The organism is Photobacterium sp. (assembly GCF_057456235.1).
The window spans coordinates 128,216-153,546 of record NZ_JBVCPH010000002.1; the positions used below are offsets into that span (position 1 = coordinate 128,216).

Genomic DNA, 25,331 nt, shown 5'->3' on the forward strand with positions numbered 1-25,331 from the left:
GTAATCTAAAAACCCTACAGGTAAATAATGAAACAAGCGACATAGCCAGGTACACTTAGTAAAAGGTCCGTTTTGAAATGACCATTATCTATATGGTAAGCCGTCTGAAGCTGATATTATTAAATCCATTGAAACGTAGAAGAGCCGCATTAAGCCACCAGCATCTGAGCTAGTTGTTTATGCTAAAGCAACTGATAAATTAAAAAAATTCTGATACCAAAAGATCTAGACAACTTAGTATCAATCAATGATTGATGTGAAATTGGAAGCGGCACGAGACATAAAAGAACATTATATTTATGGAAACGCTGAATATTAGTGGGCTGATATGAAGTGACACTGAACAACCTCACCCCAAATGAATTAGGATGAGGTCTGCGAGCTATGTGTGTTTAGGTAAACGCTTTTGTAACACTGACAGGAACTTCGGTAGGTCGCCAAGGATCACCGGTTTTTTCTAGCCAAGGAATTAATTCTTCAATAATGATTTTTTCAATTAGTACTTCGTTTCCATTAGCAATGTTTTCCATTTGGTAAGGATCATTCTTATTGTCATGAAGAACGTAAGTTAAAGGCTTACCAATTCTGCGAGTGATGGACAGAGTATAGCGATTAGTACGTATACCTCTACGGCCATAAGATTGACCACCATAAGGCATAAAGGTGTATAGCTGAGAGGTAGGTTTATCATCACCAGGAAGACCAGCAACTGTATTCGCAAAGTTACGACCTTCAACGGTATCTGGAATTAAATCAGATAGGCCCATAACACCAAACATAGTTGGGTAAATATCTGGTGCTGAAAATAGGATGTCATCATTGCGAGGGGAAAGTTTACCTGGCCAACGGAACATCATAGGAATACGCATTGATTCTTCATAATGATTATTCTTGGTTGGTTTACCATGAGACCCCATACAGCAGCCGTGGTCAGAGAAAAACACAACCAAAGTATCTTCAGCAAGATTTAAACGTTCCAATTCATTGATGATGCGGCCAAACTGCTCATCAACACCATTAATCATAGCCATGTATTCTTTAAAGAAGTCAGGACCATAGCCTTTAAGATACTCTTTATCCCACACTACGTTTGGTCGGCTATTCAATTCTTTAGAGGTCTTGCCTTCAAAACGATCTAGATATTTTTGAGGTACCTGATCATAAGGTGAGTGAGGCGGATTCATAGAAACCACTAAAGTAAATGGTTTTTCGCTGTCACGATATTTACCATCTTCATTACGAAGATATTTGATCGCAACATCCGCTTCATGTTCTGGACTCCACTGATTAATGCGCAATGGTTGATCGCGTGGGGTTTCATTAGTCCAATACATAGGCGTCATGTGCTTATCATAAGTGCCATAGCTGTACCAGAAGTCAAAGCCATGACGTTTTTCTGGTTCCGTCCAGTCGTTCCAGTAACGACCTTCCATTGGGTTGTTATAACTAGGAATAAATGGCGGCTTAGGTGTGTCAAGGTGCCATTTACCGATATAACCCATGCTATAACCTTCTCCTTTAAGAATGTCAGACCATGTACGTTGCTGTTGCTTTAGTTCGATACCAAAATCCTGACCACCGAATTTACCTGGCATAGGAGTATGGCTATTACCCTGGATACCATTGCGGTAAGGATACTGGCCTGTCATTAACATACCACGAAAAGGGGTACATAAAGGGAAGTTTGAAACCGCTTGCTTCAGTACAACACTTTCATTCGAAAATTTATTCAGGTTCGGTGTAAGTGAAGGATCTTGGTTCATAAACCCAAGTGATTGTGTACGCATTTCATCTGGAAAAATGATTAATAGATTTGGATTTTTAGTATTCAGTGGTACTTGAGTTGAGCGTTTTGATGGTGCACATCCAGTTGTAACAGCACCTGCTGCAACAACACTTGTAGCAGCCATGCTTTTAAGCAAACTGCGACGGGTTATAGACATAATCTACTCCTGATAAGTAAAGGTATTACAGTTTTTTAAGTATGAATTGAGTAATAAAGATTATTCTTTTCATTTAACAATACGTGATTCTATCGCTTTCGTACTGTTGTGAATCGTAAGGCATCAAAATGTTTTTCACTGTGTGATTGATCACATCAATGAAAGATTTCGAAAGCTATCGAAGGTTTATCCCGGTTGGTGAAGGCTAATGAAGGCATGTGAATGTGGTGGGTCACTCATCGCTATATGAAGGTTTATTTGGTTTGGATTTCACCCATCAGAGTACTGGGTGCATAGTTTTGATTATCAGAAGTAATAATGGCTTCTGGCACACCGTATTCAAAGAAGTACCTATATCCGGCAGGCTTGAGATTCTGCCTTTTTCTGAGATACTCCCGAACTTTCGGGGTCTTGAAGACTCTTTGGCTTTTGTAATTACAATCGGATAATACGATGAAAATACTAAAAGCCAGCAGTGATATGTTTTTTATTTCCATTTTCTTCTTTATTTGTGTAGTTAAGTAAGTCTCGGAAGGCCAGTGAAAATGGGTTGTCTTTTTCTTGATCGGTTTCAAGAAAGTCAACCATTAACTTGTTTACGTTTTTTGTTGTGCTTTGTATCTACGCATTACAATCACAACCCTTCGTTTTATTTCGTTTGTTTGTTTTTGTGTTTTTTGTCGTCTTGGTGTTTCGTTTTGTTGTGTATACTGTGGGCAGTTATTTGCGCTATTTCAGATATTGAAATGTCGATCCTGTAGAGGTGGGGTTGGTCTTTTTCAGTATTAAAGTCATAAGTTTTAGAACGCATCCTGCCTACGATGGATATAAAAATGATGATCATAGGTATATTGGGGAGAAGAAATGTTCAGATTAGATCAGTATAGTTTTGGTTAACGGTTAGGTGCTGGCTTTGCCATCATCATTTTTCTGTTGCTATTGGTATATGGCGAAGGGTTAAGAGCGCGCAGGCTCATTGATGATGGTATTGATCAGTTAAATGCTGCGAATGTCGGTGTCAGGGAAGTCTTTGGATTGCAGGTGCTGGAGAATAATTACCTTAATACCCGAGATCCATTGTACGCACAGCGATTTAAAAAATGGCATAAAGTCAATCTCGATAACTTCATGGCCAGTAAGCACCTTTTTAATTCGAGTCATGATCGCCCGTTGGCGGAGCGGTTTGAAACTGCCAGTATCAAATACGGTAAAGAATTTGAACAATTTTACCAGCAAGTGACAACAATCCAGAATATCACCTTGCAGATGGTCGAGGCAGAGAGGCGTTGGTCAGAGCAATATTTGGCTGATTCGGCCCAGCTAACACTGGCTCGGCTTGAACAAGGTGCGAACCCAAACCGAATTGTCACTAGATCCAGCATTGATTAGTCAGTGGGAAGCCAATATTAGTCAATGGGCAAGCTATGTAGAGCCATCGGAGATTGCGGTTTATCAAAACAAGCTCAATCAGATCGGTAGTTTGGTTCATGCTTCTGTCGAAATGCGTGAGCTCATGCTTCAAGCCGCTACAGATGTCCGTGACAGCGCTAAGTCGTTGGTCGCTAATGTCGAGCAGAAAATGGCGCAGGATAAGCAGTTGAGTACCTGGATGGGCGTCATCGTGTGCTTATCGGCAGTGATGGTCAGTTTTGTTAGTGGCCTAGTGATCACCCGTTCGGTGATTAATCCGATCAAGTCCACGATTGGCATTGTCGAGAAACTGGCTGATGGAGAGCTATATCACCAGCTCTCTTCTGATGCTCGGATGAGCTGGCAAGTTTGTCACAGGCAATAAATCATATGACAAATTCGCTTCGCCATATGGTCGGGGATATTAGCCAGAACCTGGATCTTCTAAATACGGTGACATCGGAAATGAGCACGATTGCCAAAGATAATAACAGTGGTGTGCAGAAGCAGTTGGCGGAATCCGAACTGGTGGCAACGGCCATGACCCAGCTGACAACCACAATGACTGAAATTAGCAGCAGTGTGGCCGAGGTGGCCGAGAGTGCCAGTCAGAGCCTGCAGCTGATTGAACACTGTAATCAGATTACAGATATTGCTATTGCCGATATTTGCCAGCTAGATGCCAGTATTACAGATGCTGCCGGAGTCGTCGGACATCTGGCACAGGGGACTGAGAATATAAGCTCGGTACTTGAGGTGATCAGCAGTATTTCCGAACAGACTAACCTGCTGGCGCTTAATGCGGCAATTGAGGCGGCACGGGCAGGTGATCGTCAGTATTACTCGGCAGTCGTCTGATACTGCCGGGCAATTGGATAAAACATATCGCCAGCTTTCACAGTGCAAGGACGAGATTAATTTTCATATGGCTAAATTCAATTTGTCTTAGCTGTAAGCACAACTCGTTGTGAATATGAGGCTTTTGTCCTTAGAACCTTAGTGAGATAACGAATGTTAAGTTAGCTCATCTTCTCTCCAGAAAAGTGATTGGCTGGTTAATTAATCGTCTTAATGAATGTTTCGATAAAAAAATCTTATTGATTCGATGATAGTTATCGTTTGAAGGCATTAAATGGACACTGTATTATTCGCCGAGGTATTACGTGTTTACTCTAAAACAGAACCTGGATAAGCGATAAAGCGCATTTTGACTAATGAGACCATAGCTTTTGTTTGCTACGGCAGATCCGTATACCCGAAATTTATTGCCTTCGTGGTTTTTTCTTTTCTTTTTATTATTGAATGCATGATGAAAATGAAACATTTTTTTGTTGTACTCACTTCGACCATGTTATTTGCGTGTGGTGGTGGGTCGGGTAGCGGCTCTTCGGATAATACGAAATCTCCTGTAACGGGGGGAGCTTCTCCAACTCAATCGGTTCCGCAACCTGAAACTAATGATGAGGTTCAAACTGCAGAAGGTCCCATTGCTCCTGCTGTTCAATCGGCTCCACAATCAGAACCGAAACCAAATGAGGCGGTGCAGTCAGTACAGGCTCCTGAGAACACACACTCTTCTGCAGTACAGTCAACTCCGCAGCAGACTAGGGAAGTACAGTTACCTGAGCCGACTTTTACCTTGAATGAGGCTGGCCCGGTCCCCCTGAGAGGGCAAATTGTCTCTGGCAACCTAGTCACCCAGCCTGATTATCAAGTCGGGTTAGAGTGGCAAATTGACCAGCGTGGTGTCAGTCAGTGCACGGTGACACCGACAGAGCCTACCTGTTCATATACGATTACTAGCCAGGATGAAGGGCATTTCCTACGTCTGTGTAGCGTTGCGGGAGAACAGAGCAATTGTACTGAGGAGCAGCAGTTGCCGCAGATTAGTTTCACCGGATTGCTCAATTACAAAGGCGAGGTAAGTGCGCAACTGCCCGGTTTTTCCGAGCAGTTGGAAATAGGCTGGTACCTGTCTGATACTGAAGTGTTTGATATCGATACCGATGGTCCGGGCCGCCTCGCGCCAGGGATGAATGAAGAACTCACTTATCAGTTACAGGTGGCGTCCCACAACGCCAGAGATTACGTCCATCATTTCTTGACCTTTTGTGTGAACGACCGTGCGCGTCTTTGGGAAACCACTTGTCGTGTTGTCGGCACGATAGATTCTATCTATCCATCAAGACAAGGGATAGACACGCTGTTCCCAATATTCGCTGATGAATATAAAAAACAGCAACTTGTGGGTGGGGAGCTATTGGAGCGAGGTGATACCCATCGTCGCATTGCGCCCGTTTTGGCAATTAAACATGAATTCCGTTCTTATACTTCTTATATCAATCGGCCAATCACATCGGCTGAGCTGGATTATTTCCAGTTCACTTTGGCTCCAATGTATTCAACAAAATATAGAAAAGAAAAACAGGGCGACTATCCATCCCTGATGTATAAGTATGAGGATGATGAAGATACAAGAGAAAACCCATACGATAACATCATCACAACTGCCGACGATTTGTGCAGCAGTATTGGCCGACGATTACCTGAAGCTATTCAGTTTGAGCGTAGTGACTTTACAGACTCAGGCTGGCCAATGAAAGGCTATCCGTTTGGTTTGTACTGGACGGCGTCCAGGGAAATTGGCGCGTATTACCCGAACCTGGCGACAGATATTGTGACAGGGGAAAGCTATACAGAGTCAGATAAGCTGCTTTTCAATGTCGCTTGCGGGCACAACGGCTGATTTATAATTACACAAGAGATGTATGTAGAATACGTGCTGTGGCTGTTCATGAACCTCGCTTTTTTAGCGGGGTTCTTTTTTTCGTCTGTTAGTAGCAGATTAAATGGAACCACATTGAGCCAATAAGCAACGCATGTTGGTCTGCATTTTCTTTATGATATTACTGAAAAATATAAAGGAGCCGTATTTTTGAACAGCCCCTTTATTTAGCTGGTTACAAGCTAGCTCACTGCTTAATCAGGTTAAATGCCTGCGGTATGGCATCTACAGTTATGACTGTCACCAAGGTGTTGCCGTTTTCAATTTTGGTTGTCACTTGCGCATTGTCGATCCCTACTTTCCATTCGCCCTTGACGGTGAATTGACTGACCACAGGCTTCGACAGGTCAAAGCGCCAAGGTCGGCTGTAGATACTGGCTTCTATCTGCTCGCCGTTGGTGTCGACTTGCTCCGGATCCTGGTCATCGTAGAGCGCCAGATCTGGATTGACTACGCTGAGCGAGAGCTGATCAGCAGTCGTGTTGGCCTTGAGCATGATCTGCGAGGCCGTTTCGGATGCCAGTACCCAGTTAGATGCGGCAAGGGTAGCTGGCTCAAAGAAGGCGTAGGCCTCGACACCGTCTTCGCTGCGAACTGCATGCACGTTACTGTTTTTCTGAAGTACGGTGTAGACAGGTTTGGCTTCATCCTGCGCTTCAATCTTGATGGAATATTCGTAGCAACCGTCGGTCGGCGCTTTGCCGTGATCAATCACCGCGGTGGCAAACTGGCCCGATGTTGGCGTACCATCATCCTCGTCGTTGGAATCTTGGATTTGGTAGCTGAAGCGAACCTGTTCTTTTTCGGTATCTGTTACAAAGTAACGGTTACCGGCCGGGTCGAGTAGTGTTGTTTCGCCCGGAAGAGTCATTTCAGTACTCAGAGTATCGACGGAATAGCCGTTAATCTCGACTGACTCAAGCTTTGGCACGCTGTATTGGAACAAGGTGGTCTCGGTTTCATGCTGTGTATCGTTATTCTGGATTCCCGAACCGAGGGCTACCACGCTATTGCCGAATATGAAATACGATTTATTGGCGCGCAGGCTTTGCTGTTCATATTTTTTGTGTCCGTGCAACTTCATGGCAAACATAGCGCTATCGCTTCCCAAGCTGTTGGCACCCGAGTAGCTACCTGTTGACAGCAGCATCTCTTCGATACCCGCACCTGGCAGTTGATTGAGTACCGTTCGCAGTTCGTTGTTTGGCAGGTGAATGGTCGTTGTGCCCGGGTAGCGGTTCCAGTCCCAACCATCATGGCTGAAAGCCTGCTTAGAAAAGTTCGAAGGGGTAATTTCAAGCTGACCATATTGCAGATAGCGGCCATACAGGTTATTGGCCTGATAGGTTTCATTTCCGACCAGATAACGGCTAAAGCCCCGGGCGATAGCCAGCCAGGAATGACTTGGTTCAGCCGGGCTTTGCCCTCTGGCTACTGCCATGGATGCATAGTTCATGGCCCATACACCGGTAGGTTCGGCTTCGGCTGCCACGTCTTTATATGATGGAAGATGACGCAGGTTTGCATAGGCGGCAGCCAGTTCGGTATCGATCGGCTCGGCGCCATCCGGCGAGCCAGCAAGCGCCAGCCACTGAAACGGTGTCGGTGAAATCTTCTGTTTGCCATCGGGGTGACGACCACTCAACACAATGGGTGTGTGGGTTTCCTTGGTGTAAATACGCATCTTGAGCAAGACGTCTTTGATTCGCTCATGGGCTGCCTGTGAAATTTGATAAGGGCTGTTACTTAAGCCGAATACGGCGCCGGAAAGTCCGTTAAAGGCATCTTTGCCATAGGCGGGATAATGTTGCGAGTGGTGGAAGACGCTGCCATCAGGTTTAAAACCACCGCTTAATCCGTCTGAAGCAAGCAGGGTTTTGCTGAGCCAAGATTGCAGCTGGCGCAGCATGGCGTCGCGTTCTGTTTGAGCCGGTAACAGCAGGAAGCTCTTGATCATCCATTGCAGCTGGGTATTTAAGATATCGACATTGGATGAGTTGATTTGATCGTCGGTTTCATAGACTCGGCCGGTGGCGTTGAACCACATCATAGATTGCTGTATCGGTTCGAGTAGTTGGTTGTCTGCAAGCAGTTGGCGGGCGATGAACATGGCATTGAAAAATTCACGGGTCTGATAGCCGACATGAGTGATGATCTGGAAACCTGACCCGCCTTCCCAACCTTGATCAAGGGCGTATCGGGTGGCATCGATAAAGGCTTTTTCCAGTGCTACGCGGTTGGCATCAGAAAGTGATTGGCTCCGCAGGAATTTGGCTGTTTCGAGCATGGCCTTGCCTAGCGTACGAATTGTCATGGTATCTGTCAGCACGGCAAGTGTCTCATCACTGACAATACCTGCTTTCAGGAAGTTATGACGCTTTGGGTGGTCAAGTGGACTCCCGGTTGGCGAGCCATCGGCATTATAAGAGATGCTAAACGGGGCGTATTTCGCCAGGTTGGCATCGATTTTTTCCTGTGTGATGGTTGTCTGCGTATTGACTGCAAGGTGCTGATCGAACTGACGGTACAGGGGGGCGGTATCTCCCTGGCTATCATCGAAGACAGTGTCGAAATTAAAGCTCGGATTGTCTTCTCGCAGCATCTGATCGTACATCAACAATGCCGTCCAGTTTTTGCTTGCCATATCGACGACACCCGGGTTGACGAAAGGTTGCTGGTAATCCGGTGTCGGCCAGCGGTTGTCAACAGGGACAGCCATCATAACCTGGTCGAAAAGCAGCGTGCCTGCCAAGTCAGGCGCAGTAACGGTCAGCCGATTCATGTCCGCTGTCGGGGTACCATCCATATCCCTGAAGGGGACAGAAATCCCCCGCCAGCCCTCGAAGTTCAGGGAATAGGTAAACTGGGTTTGAGGACTGTCATCTTTGCCAAACTGGAAGGTAAGGGTGTTATCCGATGCTTGCTCGTTATAGACCCAGGCCATAAAGGTATAAGGTGTTATCTCACTGTCATCATCGGCGTAATTGATTTGCTGGTGGAAGCTCAGCTGGCTGTTGGGGCTATAGGTCCATTTCAGGGAGTTCGAGCCATCTTTGAAATGTTCATCGCTGATTGTTAGCGGTGTGGTTGATGAGGAAGTGATAGCCTGTGGTAATCCTTTTTCGAAAAAGTACATATAACCACCGGGCTCAAGTTGTGCCCCTTTTCCTTCAATATCTTGGTTGCCTTCCGTGTTTGGTTGAGTTCCTGGATTGGTGAGGCCACCAGTGTTTTGAATACTTTCGTTTCCGCACCCACCAAGGGCGATAATAATACATAGGGTGAGGTATTTAGGTTTTTTCCATGCTTTCACTTTTTATTTCCTCTCATGTTGTGATTTTGTGCGAAAGGTTAGCGAAAGTTTCCTGGTTGATTTTTGATCGCCCTCACATTTTTTTACATACCAACGCTTTCGAATGCTTTTACTTTTGTTTGCTGAACATGTATCACAATAAATTTACTTACGAAGTCTTTCATGTGTTTTTGTTGGTGTGATCCTTATCGCTTTATTGTTTCGTTTGTTTGCGTATATTGCGTTTCAGTTGTTTTGAACTGCGGAACGAAAGGAAAGTCCCATGGCGATATCACACCAAAAGCAAGCTCGTTTTCACATGATGGCAAAACCAGCAAGCTATCGCTGTAACCTGAAATGTGATTATTGTTTCTATCTTGAAAAAGAAGAGATGATGGAACAGCCATCAATGAACAAAGATGTCGGACAGATGCCAGATGCGATGCTCAAGCGCTATGTGCGTGACTATATTCGCTCCCAGAACGCAGACGAGATTGATTTTGCTTGGCAGGGGGGGGAGCCGACGTTAGCTGGATTAGACTTTTACAAGAATGTCGTGAAATACCAAAAGTTATATGCAGATGATAAAACCATTACGAACAGTTTTCAGACTAATGCAGTTGCTATTAACCGCCAATGGGCGCAATTCTTCGCAGATAATAACTTTCTTATTGGTGTTTCGGTTGATGGTGCTGCCGAAGTGCATGATAAATATCGTATTTCAATCAATGGTAAGCCGACGTTTGAAAGGGTTAAACATGCAATTGAACTATTGAAAGAATATAAGGTGAACTTTAATACCTTAACGGTGATTAACGATCTAAATTGGAATAAAGGCAAAGAAACCTATCAGGTATTAAAAGCGCTGGGTTCAGAACACTTTCAATTTATTCCGATTGTGGAAGTTGAGCAAAACTGTCAGCAAACCAATACAGGTCATTATTCCCCAGCCGCTGATGCCACATTGACCCACTTCTCCGTGCCCGCCCACGGCTATGGCCAGTTTATGGCGGCGATCTTTGACGAGTGGATCAAAGAGGATGTCGGTCGCATTTTTGTCCGTATGTTTGACAGTATGCTGGCGACGTGGATGGGCTATCCCGCTTCTGTGTGCGTTCAGTCGCAAGAGTGTGGTCAGGCAATGGTGATTGAGGCCAATGGCGATCTTTATTCGTGCGATCACTACGTTTATCCGGCCAATCGCCTCGGTAATATTGCCCTCACTAATATCGGAAGACTCGCGACCAGCAAGCAGCAACAGCGGTTTGGCGGCGCCAAATCGACTAAGCTCACCAGTCAGTGTCAGCAGTGCGACCTCAGGGCGCTGTGCCATGGCGGCTGTCCCAAGCACCGTATCACCCCGATTGCAGGGGAAAAGCACAAACAAAATTACCTGTGTGCTTCCTATCAACAGATTTTCAGGCATACCGCTCCGGCAATGCACCTCATGGTGCAGGAAATACAGCGCGGGGGAGTGGCTGCTAATGTGATGCCGTTACTGGCAAATATGGATGCACATTAATACGTTTTAATTAAAAAGGAGTGAACAATGAAACTGTCCTCAAACAAGAAGACGGTACTGGCAGGCCTTGTGGCTGCTGCCTGTGCAATATCACCGGCAATGACGCTGGCAGCAGAGAAGGCTGAACAACCAAATGTCCTATTAATCGTGATGGATGATTTAGGCTCGGCACAATTAGACTTTGCGATGGATAATATCGACAAGGATACGCTAGCCAAGCGACCTGTACCTATGCGTTACGATGGTGATTTCGACAAGCTATATGACGCAGCCAAGCGTTCGATGCCGAATATTACCTTGCTGGCTAACGAAGGGGTCAGGATGACCAATGCCTATGTGGCAACCCCTGTTTGTGGTCCGTCTCGTGCCGGTATGATGACCGGACGTTTCCCGCATAGTTTCGGCACTTACAGTAATGATGATGCCAAGCTGGGGATCCCGCTGGATATCAAGTTGCTGCCAGCGCTGATGAATGAAAATGGCTATGCCACGGCAAACATTGGCAAATACCATAATGCCAAGGTGCGTAAGGAATTTAAGCCGAAAGATGAGCAGAGCCGAGATTATCACGACAACCAGATTTCGATTGCTGAGCCGGGTTATGGGCCGGAAGAGCGCGGCTTTGACTACTCCTATAGCTATTATGTGTCGGGAGCGGCGCTGTATAACTCTCCGACTGTGTTCAGAAACGGCGAGAATGTTGCGTCACCGGGTTACATGACCTATAACCTCACCAACGAAGCGATAAATTTTATCGAAAAAGCCAACGATAACGATCAGCCGTTCTTTATCAACCTGGCCTACAGTGTGCCTCATATTCCGCTAGAGCAGGCGGCTCCGGCTAAATTCATGGAGCGCTTTAATACCGGCAACGTCGAGGTGGATAAATACTACGCCCACGTCAATGCTTCCGATGAAGGGATCGGTAAGGTCATTGATAAGCTAAAAGAGATGGGTGAGTACGAAAATACCCTGATTTTCTTCCTGTCGGACAATGGTGCCGTGCATGAGTCTCCGATGCCGATGAACGGCATGAACCGTGCCTTCAAGGGCCAGCGCTACCGTGGTGGTGTCCATGTACCTTTCGTTGCACACTGGAAAGGCGTCCTTCCAGAAGGCAATGTTGATAACACCATGATTTCAGCAATGGATATTTTACCGACGGCACTTGCGGCGGCAGGTATTGATACCCCTGCAGAAATGAAGATAGACGGCAAAAACATCATGCCGCTTCTAAGCGGCGAACAGCAGACACCGCATCCATATCTATACTGGGCCGGCCCGAGAGCCCTTCACTATGATTCGAGTAATGTGGACTTCTGGAGTAACTACTGGAAGTGGATCACTTTCGAAACCAATGAGTTTATTCCGAGCAAGCACATTGAAAAGCGCTCGAAAGGGGAATGGGCAATCAAAGATCAGAGCTGGTCGCTGCATTATTACGATGATGGCAATAAGGGTTATGAACTTTATAACTATGCCGAAGATCCGGCGGAGTCGATTAACCTAGCGAAGAAATACCCTGAGAAGGTCAAGGAGCTTAAATCAGCATTCTATGACTGGATCAAAGACAAGCCAGCCCCAATCGCATGGGGACAGGACCGCTACGAAATCTTAACTGAGTCGGCCAAATAACCATGATGAAGGGCCTCGCAAGAGGCCCTTTTCTTGTGTGAGCTAATGAGAGAAATCATCATGCAAAAAAAAATTAGTGCCCAGCCACGCCCGATGATCCCCTACGAGCACCCTGATGCTGCCATGTATTATAAATTGTGCAAGGAGCACCTGATCCGGCTACGATATAAAAAGCCAGCCTACAATAAACATGACGAAACTATTCGGCAAGTGTTTGATTCGAGTTTAGGTAGTTTTCAGGTGAGCTTGAAAGAGGAGTGCGAGCAGTTGGTTCGCTACATCACCGAAGCCTTTGAGCATTATGCTGTTTGGGACTATACGCATGCCTATTACCCCGGTCGGCCGAGCCAGCAGACTGCCAGAACCGATGCAATGGAAGGGGTCAGTAGGGTGATACCGACCTTGGCCGTGTGGTTACATGCCAATGGCCAGTCAACAACGGTGATCTACGGGCTGAACAATAAAGTGATAGACGTGGCCCAGTTGCTGCGAACGGCATTTCTTGCCGGCACCAACCCTGAGCACAAAGGTTACTGGGGACAGTTACACGACTACGATCAGCGAATTTGCGAAAGTGCCGACCTAGCGCTTGCGCTTTGGCTGAGCAAAGCTTGGGTCTGGGAGCGCTTCAGTCAGGGTGAACAGCAGCAGGTGGAGGCTTGGTTCAAGCAGGTAAATACCTGCCAGACAGTTGATAATAACTGGCATCTCTTTCCGTTAACCGTGCAGTTGGTGATCAAGGCACTTACCGGGGAAGATACGATTTCCCATGAAAAATACCAGCGTGTGAAAGAGTTTTATGTCGGGGATGGCTGGTTCCGTGATGGCGCGCGAGGAAACTATGATTATTACAATGCCTGGGGGTTTTTCTACTCGCTCTATTGGATGGATCAAATCGATCCGGAATTTGATCCTGAATTTATCCATCGGTCTTTATCTGATTTTGTGACGAAGTACCGCTATTTCTTTACCCCAGAGGGGGTGCCGTTCTTTGGTCGCAGTGTCTGTTATCGGCTTGCTGCATCTGCACCACTTCTCGCTGCGGTCGATCAGGGGGCTACGACATTATCGTCAGGTGAAGCAAAGCGCGCGTTTCATACTAGTTTGAAATACTTCATCAGTCATGGAGCGTTGCAAAATGGTGCGCCAACCCAAGGTGTGTTTGCTGATGATACGCGCTTGGTGGATAACTACAGTGGACCAGCGAGCAGCTTCTGGTCGCTGCGTGCGTTAAATATTGCATTGTTTTGCGGAGAGAGAACAGGGTTATGGGATGCGGAAGAATCACCGCTTGAAATTGAAAAAGGGGATTTTTCCTTTGAGATCCCAGCCATAGAAGCCAAAGTCATTGGTACTTTCAAAACGAAAGAAGTTGTTGTCATCTTTCAAAATGAATATACCGACCAGCAAACTCCACTGACTCGCCGTTTAGCGCGACAATCATGGAGCGAAAAGCTCTCTGAAATGGTTGTAGGGCGTGCTGAACGACCGAAGAACAACCTCCTGCGTAAGGGCGTAACCTGTTACACATCGAAAATGTATCATTTCTTTTGATTTCACAGGTTTTCGCTTTGAAAGTGTTTATGTGATCAAGATCGATTTCTTTCCTTTTGTTTTCGATTATCATCGAACCGAAAGATAACGAAGGTTTTGAGGTTTTATATGTTTCTGGTTTCTTCTCGCGAAATGCTCCATAAAGCGCAGATTGGCGGTTATGCTGTTCCTGCGTTCAATATTCACAACCTAGAAACCGTTCAGGTTGTGGTTGAAACGGCAGCCGAAATGGCATCGCCAGTTATTCTGGCCGGTACTCCTGGTACCTTCTCGTATGCTGGTACGGACTATTTGGTGGGTATTTGCAAAGAGGCGGCTAAACGCTACCAGATGCCAATCGCCCTTCATCTCGATCACCATGAGTCGTTTGGTGATATCCGTAACAAGGTAGAGGCAGGGATCAAGTCTGCAATGATTGATGGTTCCCATCTTAATTTCGAGGGCAACATTGATCTAGTTCAACAGGTGGTTTCCTTCTGTCATCGTTGGGACTGCTCTGTTGAAGCTGAACTGGGTCGTCTTGGCGGGCAGGAAGATGATCTGATTGTCGATGCTAAGGATGCGTTGTATACCGATCCGGAAGCAGCGTTGGAGTTTGTCAACCGTACCGGAATCGACTCGCTGGCCATCGCGATTGGTACTGCACACGGTATGTACAAAGAAGAGCCACGACTGGACTTTGATCGCCTAGGAATTATTCGCAGCAAAACTGACGTTCCTCTTGTTCTGCACGGCGCTTCAGGGGTACCAGATGCAGATGTCCGCCGCTGTATCGAGCTGGGGATCACCAAGGTTAATGTAGCCACTGAGCTGAAAATTGCCTTCTCTGATGCAGTGAAGCAGTACTTCATTGAAAACCCTAATGCCAACGATCCTCGTCACTACATTGTTCCAGGCAAAGAAGCTATGAAGAAAGTGGTGATGGAGAAAATTACTGTGTGCGGTAGCGCTGGTAAGTTGTAATCGTTTTTCGGAAAAAGAAATTGCAAGCACGCCCCCTGTGTTATTGCTCCGGGCTACATTAACAGTGCTCCCTCAACATCTATGGTGTAGCCATTTTTCTTTTTCATCCTAGAAAATATAAGAAATGGATAGCAAACTGATGGCTTCATCTGTGAAGTTTAAGCAAAAGAAAATCGCCATCATTGGCGAGTGCATGATTGAGCTGAGTGGTCAGCCATTTTCTACTCAGGATCAGCGTTTTGGTGGCGATACGCTCAACACTGCGGTTTACCTGTCTCGTTTGGTGCCGGGGTTAGCTCCCAGTTACGTGACTGGGCTGGGTCAAGATAGCTATAGTCGCCAAATGGTATCGGCATGGCAAAGTGAAGGCATTGATACTTCAATGGTGCTAGAAGTTGCTGACAAGCTACCTGGTATGTATGCGATTGAAATTGATCCGCAGGGTGAGCGCAGTTTTCACTATTGGCGCAATGATTCTGCCGCCCGTCAGCTTTGCCAGCATCGCGATTTCCCTGCCATTGTCGAATCATTAAAAACGTTTGATCTTGTTTACCTTTCAGGTATTTCGTTGGCCATCTTATCCGATCAGGACAAGCGTACTTTGTTAGTAGCGCTGGAGCAGCTTAAGCAAAGCGGTGTACGCATTGCCGTTGACTCTAATTACCGGCCTCGGCTGTGGCACAGTGCGTCTGACGCCTGTGAATGGCTGGGTAAGCTCTATCAGTTAAGTGATATTGCCTTGGTTACTGCAGAAGATGAAGATTTACTGCTTGGTATGAAGGATTCTCCGGCCAGTATTATTGCTAAGCGATTGCATTCCATGGGTATCAAGCAGGTGGTCGTCAAGCTTGGTAGCGAGGGGGCAATGTGGTCTGAATATGGCCACAGTGGCATTGCAGCCGGTAACAAGGTAGATAACGTTGTCGATACGACGGCGGCTGGAGACTCGTTCAACGCGGGCTTCCTTGCAGCCTGGAGCATAGGCATGGAAATTGACGAGTGCAGCCATTGGGGCAATAAGTTAGCGGCTCGGGTCATCCAGCACAAGGGGGCCATTATCCCGCTGGATCAGACGCGGTATATTACAGAATTGATGAGTATTTGATATGAACAAAGAGTGGATTGAAACATTACGAGCATTACGAGTGATGCCAGTCATCCAGATTGAAGATGCCAAAGATGCCGTAAAACTGGCACAGGTACTGAGTGACAATGGCTTGCCAGCCGCAGAAATTACGTTTCGCAGTGAAGCGGCGGCAGAGTCTATACGCCTTATTCGCGAGGCGCTTCCTGATCTTATTCTGTGTGCTGGTACAGTACTGACTCCTGCACAGGTGGATTTGGCAGTTGAGGCGGGGGCGGACTTTATTGTTAGCCCTGGCTTTAACCCGACGACGGTTAAGTATTGCCTTGAAAGGGGGGTAAAAATCATCCCGGGCGTGAATAGTCCAAGCCAGGTTGAACAGGCTCTGGAGCTAGGGGTTACTGCCTTAAAGTTTTTCCCGGCAGAAGCATCCGGCGGGATCAATATGCTCAAGTCGCTGACAGGCCCATACGGCAATATCCAGTTGATGCCAACTGGGGGTGTGAAACCGACGAACCTGATGGAGTATCTTGCGATCCCTCAGGTTATCGCCTGTGGAGGTACCTGGATTGCACCAACAGCGGCCATTCGTGACAACGACTGGGAAACCATCGCTCACAATGCTCGTGAGACTTGTAAGTTAGTGAATGCCTAGGAGCTCTGTGATGACAGAAAAGCATGTCGCCGTGTTACTGGCAGATGGATTTGAAGAAGGTGAAGCAGTTGTCTTTATCGATATCATGCGCCGGTTGGATATTAAAGTTACAGTATTGTCGTGCATGCAAACGACAGCACTGAATACCTATTTCGAAACCCGCATAACTGCCGACGATGTCCTGAAAAACTGTTACGACAATAACTATGACGCAGTCATGATGCCTGGCGGCCCGAAAGGGACGGACAACCTGTCGGCCAACCCAATGGTGATTAATTTCCTCAAGCGGCATATCACTGAAGACAAATATATCTGTGCCTTGTGCTCATCCGGTGCCAAGGTACTGGCGGCAAATAACTTGTTAGAAGGCCGCAACTATACGACTGGTGGTGGTCTTGAGAAGAAATTCGAAGACGGTAACTTCCTTGATCAAAAAGTGGTGATAGACGGCAATTTCATTAGTGGTAAAGGGCTTGGCGTTAGTTTTGAGTTTGCGTTTACTGTGGCAAAAATGCTGCTTACTGACGATCAGGGAAAAGTGGACTGGCAAGCAAGCCATATCTATTTTGATCATTGGCCACTGTAAGCGAGTAAAGTCGCTGTGATCTATCGGTGATTGACTTAGAGCTGAAAGTTCAACGCGATTTTGTCCCAAGCTGTTCGGATACCGACTTTCGTAATGCTCGGTTTCAGGCAAATCGAGCGTCATCACCGTGATCGATTTGACCTCGAACAAAAATACCCACGCTCGTTAATTCCCGCATAGTGAGCGTTACAGATACAATTTAAGGTGAGGTGTCGCAGATAGTTTGCGATATTTCTCCTTATCCGAACACAGTCAATCTGAGTAAATACCCTAACGCGTTTATGTCCGTGCGACCTGAAGTCGTATGAAGCGTTGTTCTGTCAGAAGTTGCTTGAGTATGGGTAACTTTTGTGCACGGGTAACTTGAAAATTCCCCACAACGGCTTAGGGTGATCGTTCTAAGCCAGAATTACTTCAAATTGAGAGGTGAGGAATCTTGAGGGAAATTATCACTGCTTCTGGAATGAATTCTAAAAGTAGTAAATTTACAACAAAGCTATTTCCAGAATGAACATTTTTCTAACTATTACTGCATTTTTAGACATAAATTATTGATAGTTGAATTGAATTATGATGATGTTTTATTGCACATATCAAATGAAATTGTCGCTGAAAGCATAAAGCGCCCTAAACTGATTTTAGTTGTTTATTTACAACAATTAGTTAAACGGTATTAGGGCAGTATCGCTTTTATTGGGACATTCAACGTTAGACAACACTATTTGTTATCTAGGCGTTAACTAGAAAAGTTGAGGCACAGGCTTGTGTTTACCTTTGGAAAACATGTGTACCAATCGTTGATTTCCAAAATGAATGCTGATACTTTGCCTGCATGAAAATTTACACAATTCCCACATCATTCTTCTTTTGGTGGCGCTCTAATTAGAGCGGCACGGAATTATCACATTCTTAAGCTGCTGGAAGGTAGCTAAGACTGTGGTCTCTTTTTATCTCCAGTAGCGATCTTTTTACTAGGAGATAACCTTATGATAGATAAACAACCCGCGGATCAACCAGAAATTATTCTAACGGGTGATAGAGCTACTGGCCCCCTTCATTTAGGTCACTATGTTGGTTCTTTGAGACAACGAGTGGACTTACAAAATATTCATGATCAGACGATCCTCGTTGCGGATATGCAAGGTCTTACCGACAATGCTCATAATCCGACAAAGGTATCATCCAACATTCTAAATGTTGTCGCTGATTACCTGGCGGTTGGCATCGATCCCTCTAAAACGACAATTTGCCTTCAATCACAACTACCTGCTCTTGCAGAGTTGACTATGTATTACAGCAATCTTGTCACCATCGCTCGGTTAGAAAGAAATCCAACGGTCAAAAGCGAGATACAGAGCAAAGGTTTTGAGCGCTCTATTCCTGCCGGTTTTTTAACATATCCGATATCTCAAGCGGCTGATATCACGGGCTTCAATGCAACACTAGTTCCTGTTGGAGACGATCAATTGCCAATGCTAGAACAAACCAATGAAATTGTACGTAAAGTCAATTCATTAGCAGGCAAAATTATATTGAATGAATGCAGACCACTATTAAGCAATGCGTCACGATTGCCAAGTACAGATGGCAAAAACAAAATGTCGAAGACGATGGGTAATACCATAAATCTTGGTTCTTCTGAAAAGGAGATCAGCGCGGCGGTTAAATCCATGTATACCGATCCTACTCATTTACGGGTTGAAGACCCAGGGAATATCGAGGGAAATGTTGTATTTACTTATCTAGATGCATTTCATCCTGACACATCCTATGTAAATGAGCTTAAAGAGCACTACCAACGTGGCGGTCTTGGCGACGGAACAACTAAAAAGATATTGGAAGAGTGCTTACAAGAGATCCTAAGACCGATCAGGAAAAAGAGGGCTGAGTATCTAGGTGATAAGGCTCAACTCATCGAAATTTTGTCTGGGGGCAGCCAAGTTTCTCGAGAAAAAACACAACGAGTGCTCTTTGATGTTAAGGATACTTTTGGTCTGAACATTCTCTGATCAAACGATTTCAAGAGTTAGCCTCGGAAAGCCGTGTGCTCATCTATTAACGGCTTAGGGTTACTACTCTAAGCCGGGTTTACCTCATTCTTGCTTAGAGTAGATACGTATTCACAGGCTATTAATGCCAGTTGGTAATACATTTTTAAATCGTTTTTACGAAGCGACAGTCCTTCAGTCATTATCCATAGAATGGATGCTATGTTTAACTCTTATCTATAATTATTTATGTTTCTGATAAGCTCATAACGGTTTGTGATACATTTTCGGTCCCGTTATAAATCTCATCCATAACGGTTGACACCTCGATGATCTTGTTCATTCCATCATTTGCTATATTTGCCACTTCATCCATAGCTATCGTGACACTATCTGTCAGGTTTTTGTTATCTAAAACAGCCATTTTGGGGCTTCGGAGAAGATCTTTTAAGACATCTATAATTAATACTGCCAATAATGATCGAAGCGACCATTTCTCGTTATGCCTTTATCTCGTTCTTAGATATCTTACAAACCATCCTTGAAGGTTACCTGTTGTCCAAGTCTCTTGAACACTGAGATGTGATTAAGAGACAGGCCTTGGGCAACTTTTTAGGGGGCGGTTTACGGGCGTTATAATAAATCAAGTCGCTTAATGCGATGCCGAATCGTTACAACCACTTTGTGCCAATGACTCAAGCATTATCCAATGCTTGTTTACGTAACTCAGTGGCATGTTGTGTTGATAACGGCTCGTCACGATCTCGTGGCGTAAATGACGTAACATCATTACGTACAGGCTCATCCAATGCTAGCTTACGGAGCTCAGTGGCATGCAGTGTGGATACAGGCTCGTCACGGTCTACTAACAGCCGTGGATTAACTTTTACCTGATAACTCGTTTCGCCTTCAAAGGTTTTCAGGCGAAGTTCATTTGCATGTCGATCGTTGCCGTTGTCATCATGATGATTGTATTGAGCAGCTGAAGCACCAAAAGATATTAGTCCCAATAGAGTTACTATAAGTACAGGATTTTTCATGTTTATCTCCACTTTTATAATATTAAATGTTTTTGCAGTGTTGAAAACCTGTCATTCCATCTTAGGAGTAATCCCTTTACCTTTACGGTTCAGACTTCGTTTCGATTTACACAAATAGTAGAGTGTGACGGACTTCAAAAATAGTAAGGAAAATAGAACGAGTTAGTCAGAAAATTTGTTGATCTCAAAAATACCGCCGAATCGACCTTAATTTCACTCACACAAGCAGAGACGTTTCACGGATTTTATGGTCAATTCCAGTAACAGCGTTTCATTACGTTTCTTATAAACTCACCTACCCTTTCCATTCACGACGGTTAGAAAGCGCTGCCTTCTGCTTGGATGTAAACACCAGATTTCTTAGCCAAAGCAAAATTATTTACTGCCATAGGCTATACATTCATTCTATCTAAATATATATTCGTAAATAACGAATTAAAAATCACATCTCAATGCGGCAGGTTGGATCGTTTTGAAAAGGGAATATATATGGAACAGACAGATCTAAGCTCGTTAATACCCATCGTAATTACGTTGGCTTTGTCTCTTACTACTCGAAACGTGGTTATTGGGCTTTTTGCGGGTGTGCTTAGTGGGGTGTTTATGCTTAATGGCTGGCACCCTCTTGATACATTCGGAGTCATGGTGAAAGGGCATTTGGTGCCACAACTCACGGACAGTTATAATGCGGGCGTGATCGTTTTATTGGTGTTTATCGGTGGTTTTGTCGCGCTGATGGAGCAGTCTGGTGGTGGGCATGCTTTTGCAAAAAAGGTGACTCATTGGGTTGATTCAAAGTGTAGAGCCCAGGTATCCGCTTGGTTTGGTGGGATTTTCATTTTCTTCTCGGATCTTGGTACGCCATTAATTGTTGGGCCGGTGTTTAGGCCGTTGTTTGACAAACTGAAAGTCTCTCGTCAGAAATTAGCATTTATTATTGACTCCACGTCTTCTCCTGTCGCCATTTTGATTCCTTTCATTGGTTGGGGAGTTTACATTATGGGGTTATTGCAAAAAGAGTTTACTGCTCTTAACGCAAACGTCTCCGATTGGGATGCGTTTATTGGTGCGATTCCTTATCAATTTTATGCGATTTTAGCTATTGCTATCGTGCCTTTAGTGGCACTTAAGGCATTGGACTTCGGGCCAATGGCTCGAGCTGAAATGGATGCAAAGCAAGGGGAGGTAACCGGAAATGACGCGACATCGCTCAATGTATTTGTGCATAAAAATTCAAAAGCGTCGTTTGTGTGGGGGCCTTTGTTAGTGATGGCGGTGGTGTTGGTCACTATGTTAGCTCCTCTTGGTTTCCCTTTTCAGAAAGTATCTGGCTCGGTGTTCCGCGCAGCTTTATCTAGCGCTTATTTCTTTGCCGCCATTACGCTTATTAGTTTGATGGCTTATTACAGAGTTCGTTCACTAGGCGATGGCATTAACGTTTACCTCAAGGGTATGGGTAATATGATGCAAGTGGCGATCATTTTGATATTGGCCTGGACTCTCAGCAGCGTCGGTAAAGAACTGGGTACAGCGGCCTATATTGCCGAGCAAGCTCAGGCAGGTTTTCCTTCTTGGTTAGTCCCTGCGGTTGCATTTTTGTTCTCTGCAATTATCTCTTTTGCGACCGGATCCTCTTGGGGCACGTTCGCTATTATGATGCCATTAGTGATTCCTACCTCATTTGCGATAGATGCGCCTCTATTTGCCTGTATCGGTGCAGTATTATCTGGCGGGTTATTTGGTGATCATTGCTCACCAATATCAGAAACGACCATTCTTTCATCTACAGGTTCAGGCTGTGACCAATTTGAACACTTCCGCACTCAGCTCCCTTATGCCTTGCTTAATGGCGCTATTGCTTTGGGAAGTTTTGTCTTAGCTGGGATTTATGAATCACCAGTTATCTTTATTATTTCAATCGTCGCTCAAATCGTACTGGTGTTTACATTTGCTAAAGTGTATCAACGTAATTATTCGTTGGTATCCTCAAATTAGCCGTTATGTATGTTCTCCTCTAAGCCAATGTTTGGTTAAAGCCTGTAGAGGCAGAGTGTAATGTTGAATATGATCTTTCCCAGCAGCTTCAGACACTGAATTAAGTGAGTAAAATCCTTAATGAGGTGAATTATAGGGGGGCTGTTGCAACACTTGGATCATAGTGATTACAGTGATCAACCACAGAACGGTCGATATTTTGAACCAACGCATGATAAGGACCATCGATGAAAGAGCGAATACCGTATTTCACTGTTTCTGGGATAGACGCTTCTTACAAGAGATCCTAAGACCGATCTGGAAAAAGAGGGCTGAGTATCTAGGTGATAAGGCTTAACTCATCGAAATTTTGTCTGGGGGGCAGCCAAGTTTCTCGAGAAAAAACACAACGAGTGCTCTCTGATGTTAAGGATACTTTTGGTCTGAACATTCTCTGATCAAACGATTTCAAGAGTTAGACTCGGAAAGCTGTGTGCTGATGCTCCCGAGGCTAAGGTGTCCGTCGTTTCTTGATGGAGCACTTGATTTCGTATTGTGATGCTAAGGTGAATCTTACTCGATTAGAGCTAGATGTTCACTCTAACAATATGGCAGCACTAGGATTATGTAAGCCTTTTGGCTTAGAAACCGAGGGCGCAAGGCCGTGTTGGTTGAAGGAAAACGAATCGATGTACATACATCATATATTTCGCCTGCCTTACAGGCAGGCGATGGAAATAATAGTGTACACCGTCCAATTGTCTGTTCTTTAGGGGACAGTTGACTCTCTAGCGATGGATCATGAAGATAGCTTATTAATTATTTGCTTCCTTCACTCTATGCCTAAACCCCATACAATAAAAAAAACACTCTGGAGTGCTGCCCTTGTAGCAATTTCCCTATTCTATTTTTGCCCGGTGTTCGCTCAAACCACCTCGGCATCCTCTTCTGATTTTGAGTTTTTGACCAGTAAGGCCGCACCGCAGGATCGGGATCTACTGGACATTTACATGCAGGCTGACACTCAGCCGGATGAAGCCCAGAAAAAACTGAAATTACTGCCAATGAAACAAATTGAGCATGGTGAAGGTTTCCGCTTGGCACTTTACTACCTTATTTTGTTCAAGTTAGAGAATGCGCTGGGGACACATGAAGTTTCTGCCGAACAATATATCGATGATCTTAAAGTACTGGGTGAACGTCAGGGCCAGGACTGGATGGTTGGTGAAGCCTTGCTTGAGTCTGTTATTATTTTAATAAAACAAAGTAAGTTTGATGAAGGGCTGGAATTTATCGATCAGGTCATTGAAATTGCGGAGACGTCGGACTATTCGCATCTGTTGGCCCGCGCCCTCAAGTGGAGAGCCAACATTTACGTCGAACGGTCTCAATATATCATGGCGATGGATGATTATCGTTCAGCATTGAAAACCTTCAGCGAGCAATCTGATGATATTGAGTCTTCTAAGGTGCTTTCAAATATATCGACGGTCTATTTTCGCCTGCAAGAGTGGAACAGCGCTAAGAAATATAATCAAAGAGCGTTCCGCCTGATTGAGGGGGATGGATGTGATAACCCCAACCTCAAAGCTATGCTGCATGTTAACGCCGGTATTATTGCCCGGCACTTTGATCAACCGGAACAGGAAGCCGAGCATATTAGAGAAGCGGTGAGACTGTTTGAGCAGACGGGTGCCAAGTTTTTGCAACTGGCGGCTCTGAACAATCTCATCACAATGCAGCTTAAGGACAATGAGATTAAAGCGGCATTGGCTAACTCTTTTCGCTGCCTGGAACTGGCAACCGAAATATCGGACAGATCAGGGGTGGCCCATTGCAATGAGTCTCTGGCAAAAGCCTATCTAATGCGGGGAGAGTTACAAAAAGCCGCCGAGATTGCGTTGCAGGCGCTTGAGTTATTTAACCAGCTGCAAGATCAGAAGAACTATATGGAGGTCAGTGAGCTGATCGCTGATATTTATGAAGCGTCTGGCGATTACCAACGTGCTTTGCAGTATTACAGGCAGCATTCGACTGAAGGTAGGGAATATCTGTTTAATGAGCGACGCAAAGAGCTGTTTGCATTGCAAGTAAGCTATGAAGCAGAAGCGAGAGAGCGTGAGATAGCCTTGTTGAAATCAGATAATGAATTAAATACAGCTCGGTTAGCTGAGCAGCAAGCGCGCGAGAAGCTATGGATCCTTGCGGCTGCTTTTTCTGTTCTGTTGCTTTATATTTTTTATCGGCGCTATAGCAATATCAGCAAGGATAACACCCAGCTGCAGCAGTCGAATGCAACTTTAGCGACTCAGTCGCTACAGGATCCACTGACGGGCTTGCACAACCGCCGGTATCTGGAGCAGTGGCTGGAGTCTGCGGGCAATGATGGCCGATCATCGCCCTATCACTATTTGTTAGTGGCGTTGGACTTGGATCATTTTAAGCTTGTCAATGATCGCTGGGGCCATGATTCAGGTGATCAGGTACTTGTCGACGTTGCCCGTCGACTGAAGGCGAGTGCTCGCAGTAATGACCTCGTGATTCGCTGGGGCGGTGAGGAATTTGTCTTGGTGCTGGAACTCAAGCCTGATCTAGACGCTGAACTCATATTAAACCGCCTGCGTGAGTCCATTGCTACAGTGCCTGTTAAGACCAGCGGAGGAGATCTGGAGGTGACGGTTTCGATAGGGGCCGTCGCGATAACCATTGACGTCATGATCAATGAATGGGATGAGTTACTGAATATGGCTGATAAGGCACTCTATGCTGCCAAATCGTCAGGCCGAAATTGCGTGAAGCTAGTCAGCGCATAATCTCGTCGAGGTAAAAACATCACATCCATTGTCTAGCGCAGCATAAACTGGTAGTGTCGCAGCCCTTGTAAACCGTATTTTCGCGTT

18 protein-coding genes and 1 pseudogene are annotated in these 25,331 nt (G+C 45.3%); 15 read left to right on the plus strand and 4 right to left on the minus strand.

Annotated elements, in window-relative coordinates:
- Positions 1-392: 392 nt before the first annotated feature.
- Positions 393-1,943: a sulfatase-like hydrolase/transferase gene (locus AC2204_RS03300; RefSeq protein ID WP_318924065.1), complete on the minus strand. Its 1,551-nt coding sequence runs from the start codon at positions 1,941-1,943 to the stop codon at positions 393-395.
- Positions 1,944-2,876: 933 nt separating this feature from the next.
- Here AC2204_RS03300 and AC2204_RS03305 point away from each other — a divergent pair.
- The 4 genes from AC2204_RS03305 to AC2204_RS03320 all read left to right on the plus strand — a co-directional run bounded on the left by AC2204_RS03305 (position 2,877) and on the right by AC2204_RS03320 (position 6,099).
- The gene (locus AC2204_RS03305) at positions 2,877-3,332 is read left to right on the plus strand and encodes a hypothetical protein (protein WP_318924066.1); all 456 of its coding nucleotides are present in this window, start codon (positions 2,877-2,879) and stop codon (positions 3,330-3,332) included.
- Positions 3,289-3,738 carry a hypothetical protein gene (locus tag AC2204_RS03310; protein ID WP_318924067.1) on the plus strand — a complete coding sequence of 150 codons (450 nt, stop codon included), beginning with the start codon at positions 3,289-3,291 and terminating at the stop codon, positions 3,736-3,738. The genes AC2204_RS03305 and AC2204_RS03310 overlap by 44 nt, the downstream gene beginning before the upstream one ends.
- Before the next feature lie 5 nt (positions 3,739-3,743).
- Complete coding sequence (locus AC2204_RS03315; RefSeq protein ID WP_318924068.1) at positions 3,744-4,211, plus strand: methyl-accepting chemotaxis protein; 468 nt, start codon at positions 3,744-3,746, stop codon at positions 4,209-4,211.
- Positions 4,212-4,668: 457 nt separating this feature from the next.
- Positions 4,669-6,099 carry an RAD23 family protein gene (locus AC2204_RS03320; RefSeq protein ID WP_318924069.1) on the plus strand — a complete coding sequence of 477 codons (1,431 nt, stop codon included), beginning with the start codon at positions 4,669-4,671 and terminating at the stop codon, positions 6,097-6,099.
- Between the two features lie 226 nt (positions 6,100-6,325).
- On the opposite strand, the gene AC2204_RS03325 is transcribed toward AC2204_RS03320, so the two are convergent.
- Positions 6,326-9,451: a chondroitinase family polysaccharide lyase gene (locus tag AC2204_RS03325; RefSeq protein WP_318924070.1), complete on the minus strand. Its 3,126-nt coding sequence runs from the start codon at positions 9,449-9,451 to the stop codon at positions 6,326-6,328.
- A 262-nt stretch (positions 9,452-9,713) separates the two neighbouring features.
- Here AC2204_RS03325 and AC2204_RS03330 point away from each other — a divergent pair, with 262 nt between their 5' ends.
- The 8 genes from AC2204_RS03330 (at position 9,714) to trpS (ending at position 19,438) form a co-directional block, all read left to right on the plus strand.
- The gene (locus AC2204_RS03330; protein WP_318924071.1) at positions 9,714-10,952 is read left to right on the plus strand and encodes an anaerobic sulfatase maturase; all 1,239 of its coding nucleotides are present in this window, start codon (positions 9,714-9,716) and stop codon (positions 10,950-10,952) included.
- Between the two features lie 27 nt (positions 10,953-10,979).
- Entirely contained in the window at positions 10,980-12,587 is a 1,608-nt protein-coding gene (locus AC2204_RS03335; RefSeq protein WP_318924072.1) for a sulfatase family protein, read from the plus strand.
- Between the two features lie 60 nt (positions 12,588-12,647).
- Positions 12,648-14,141 (plus strand): DUF2264 domain-containing protein, encoded by a 1,494-nt coding sequence (locus tag AC2204_RS03340; RefSeq protein WP_318924073.1) that lies wholly within the window; start codon positions 12,648-12,650, stop codon positions 14,139-14,141.
- Between the two features lie 108 nt (positions 14,142-14,249).
- Positions 14,250-15,104: a tagatose bisphosphate family class II aldolase gene (locus tag AC2204_RS03345; protein ID WP_318924074.1), complete on the plus strand. Its 855-nt coding sequence runs from the start codon at positions 14,250-14,252 to the stop codon at positions 15,102-15,104.
- A 139-nt stretch (positions 15,105-15,243) separates the two neighbouring features.
- On the plus strand, positions 15,244-16,209 hold the full coding sequence (locus AC2204_RS03350; RefSeq protein ID WP_318924075.1) for a sugar kinase: 966 nt from the start codon (positions 15,244-15,246) through the stop codon (positions 16,207-16,209).
- A gap of 1 nt (position 16,210) precedes the next feature.
- On the plus strand, positions 16,211-16,843 hold the full coding sequence (locus AC2204_RS03355) for a bifunctional 4-hydroxy-2-oxoglutarate aldolase/2-dehydro-3-deoxy-phosphogluconate aldolase (protein WP_318924076.1): 633 nt from the start codon (positions 16,211-16,213) through the stop codon (positions 16,841-16,843).
- 10 nt (positions 16,844-16,853) lie between these two features.
- The gene (locus tag AC2204_RS03360; RefSeq protein WP_318924077.1) at positions 16,854-17,429 is read left to right on the plus strand and encodes a DJ-1/PfpI family protein; all 576 of its coding nucleotides are present in this window, start codon (positions 16,854-16,856) and stop codon (positions 17,427-17,429) included.
- Between the two features lie 986 nt (positions 17,430-18,415).
- Complete coding sequence (gene trpS / locus AC2204_RS03365) at positions 18,416-19,438, plus strand: tryptophan--tRNA ligase (RefSeq protein ID WP_318924078.1); 1,023 nt, start codon at positions 18,416-18,418, stop codon at positions 19,436-19,438.
- A gap of 226 nt (positions 19,439-19,664) precedes the next feature.
- On the opposite strand, the gene AC2204_RS03370 is transcribed toward trpS, so the two are convergent.
- Entirely contained in the window at positions 19,665-19,841 is a 177-nt protein-coding gene (locus AC2204_RS03370; protein WP_318924079.1) for a hypothetical protein, read from the minus strand.
- Positions 19,842-20,112: 271 nt separating this feature from the next.
- On the minus strand, positions 20,113-20,427 hold the full coding sequence (locus AC2204_RS03375) for a hypothetical protein (RefSeq protein WP_318924080.1): 315 nt from the start codon (positions 20,425-20,427) through the stop codon (positions 20,113-20,115).
- A gap of 519 nt (positions 20,428-20,946) precedes the next feature.
- Here AC2204_RS03375 and AC2204_RS03380 point away from each other — a divergent pair.
- The 3 genes and pseudogenes from AC2204_RS03380 (at position 20,947) to AC2204_RS03390 (ending at position 25,244) form a co-directional block, all read left to right on the plus strand.
- Positions 20,947-22,452, plus strand: a complete 1,506-nt coding sequence (locus AC2204_RS03380; protein ID WP_318924081.1) for a Na+/H+ antiporter NhaC family protein — start codon at positions 20,947-20,949, stop codon at positions 22,450-22,452.
- Between the two features lie 274 nt (positions 22,453-22,726).
- Positions 22,727-22,889: pseudogene (locus tag AC2204_RS03385) on the plus strand (tryptophan--tRNA ligase); the annotation flags it as partial.
- Between the two features lie 552 nt (positions 22,890-23,441).
- Positions 23,442-25,244: a tetratricopeptide repeat-containing diguanylate cyclase gene (locus AC2204_RS03390; protein WP_318924082.1), complete on the plus strand. Its 1,803-nt coding sequence runs from the start codon at positions 23,442-23,444 to the stop codon at positions 25,242-25,244.
- Positions 25,245-25,331 lie beyond the last annotated feature (87 nt).

What these genes read in the sequence shown, in the direction of transcription:
- AC2204_RS03300 (WP_318924065.1), bottom strand. Translation starts at nt 1,943, where the DNA reads ATGTCTATAACCCGTCGCAGTTTGCTTAAAAGCATGGCTGCTACAAGT.
- AC2204_RS03315 (WP_318924068.1), top strand. Translation starts at nt 3,744, where the DNA reads ATGACAAATTCGCTTCGCCATATGGTCGGGGATATTAGCCAGAACCTG.
- AC2204_RS03320 (WP_318924069.1), top strand. Translation starts at nt 4,669, where the DNA reads ATGAAACATTTTTTTGTTGTACTCACTTCGACCATGTTATTTGCGTGT.
- AC2204_RS03330 (WP_318924071.1), top strand. Translation starts at nt 9,714, where the DNA reads ATGGCGATATCACACCAAAAGCAAGCTCGTTTTCACATGATGGCAAAA.
- AC2204_RS03335 (WP_318924072.1), top strand. Translation starts at nt 10,980, where the DNA reads ATGAAACTGTCCTCAAACAAGAAGACGGTACTGGCAGGCCTTGTGGCT.
- AC2204_RS03340 (WP_318924073.1), top strand. Translation starts at nt 12,648, where the DNA reads ATGCAAAAAAAAATTAGTGCCCAGCCACGCCCGATGATCCCCTACGAG.
- AC2204_RS03345 (WP_318924074.1), top strand. Translation starts at nt 14,250, where the DNA reads ATGTTTCTGGTTTCTTCTCGCGAAATGCTCCATAAAGCGCAGATTGGC.
- AC2204_RS03350 (WP_318924075.1), top strand. Translation starts at nt 15,244, where the DNA reads ATGGCTTCATCTGTGAAGTTTAAGCAAAAGAAAATCGCCATCATTGGC.
- AC2204_RS03355 (WP_318924076.1), top strand. Translation starts at nt 16,211, where the DNA reads ATGAACAAAGAGTGGATTGAAACATTACGAGCATTACGAGTGATGCCA.
- AC2204_RS03360 (WP_318924077.1), top strand. Translation starts at nt 16,854, where the DNA reads ATGACAGAAAAGCATGTCGCCGTGTTACTGGCAGATGGATTTGAAGAA.
- trpS (WP_318924078.1), top strand. Translation starts at nt 18,416, where the DNA reads ATGATAGATAAACAACCCGCGGATCAACCAGAAATTATTCTAACGGGT.
- AC2204_RS03370 (WP_318924079.1), bottom strand. Translation starts at nt 19,841, where the DNA reads ATGGCTGTTTTAGATAACAAAAACCTGACAGATAGTGTCACGATAGCT.
- AC2204_RS03380 (WP_318924081.1), top strand. Translation starts at nt 20,947, where the DNA reads ATGGAACAGACAGATCTAAGCTCGTTAATACCCATCGTAATTACGTTG.
- AC2204_RS03390 (WP_318924082.1), top strand. Translation starts at nt 23,442, where the DNA reads ATGCAGGCTGACACTCAGCCGGATGAAGCCCAGAAAAAACTGAAATTA.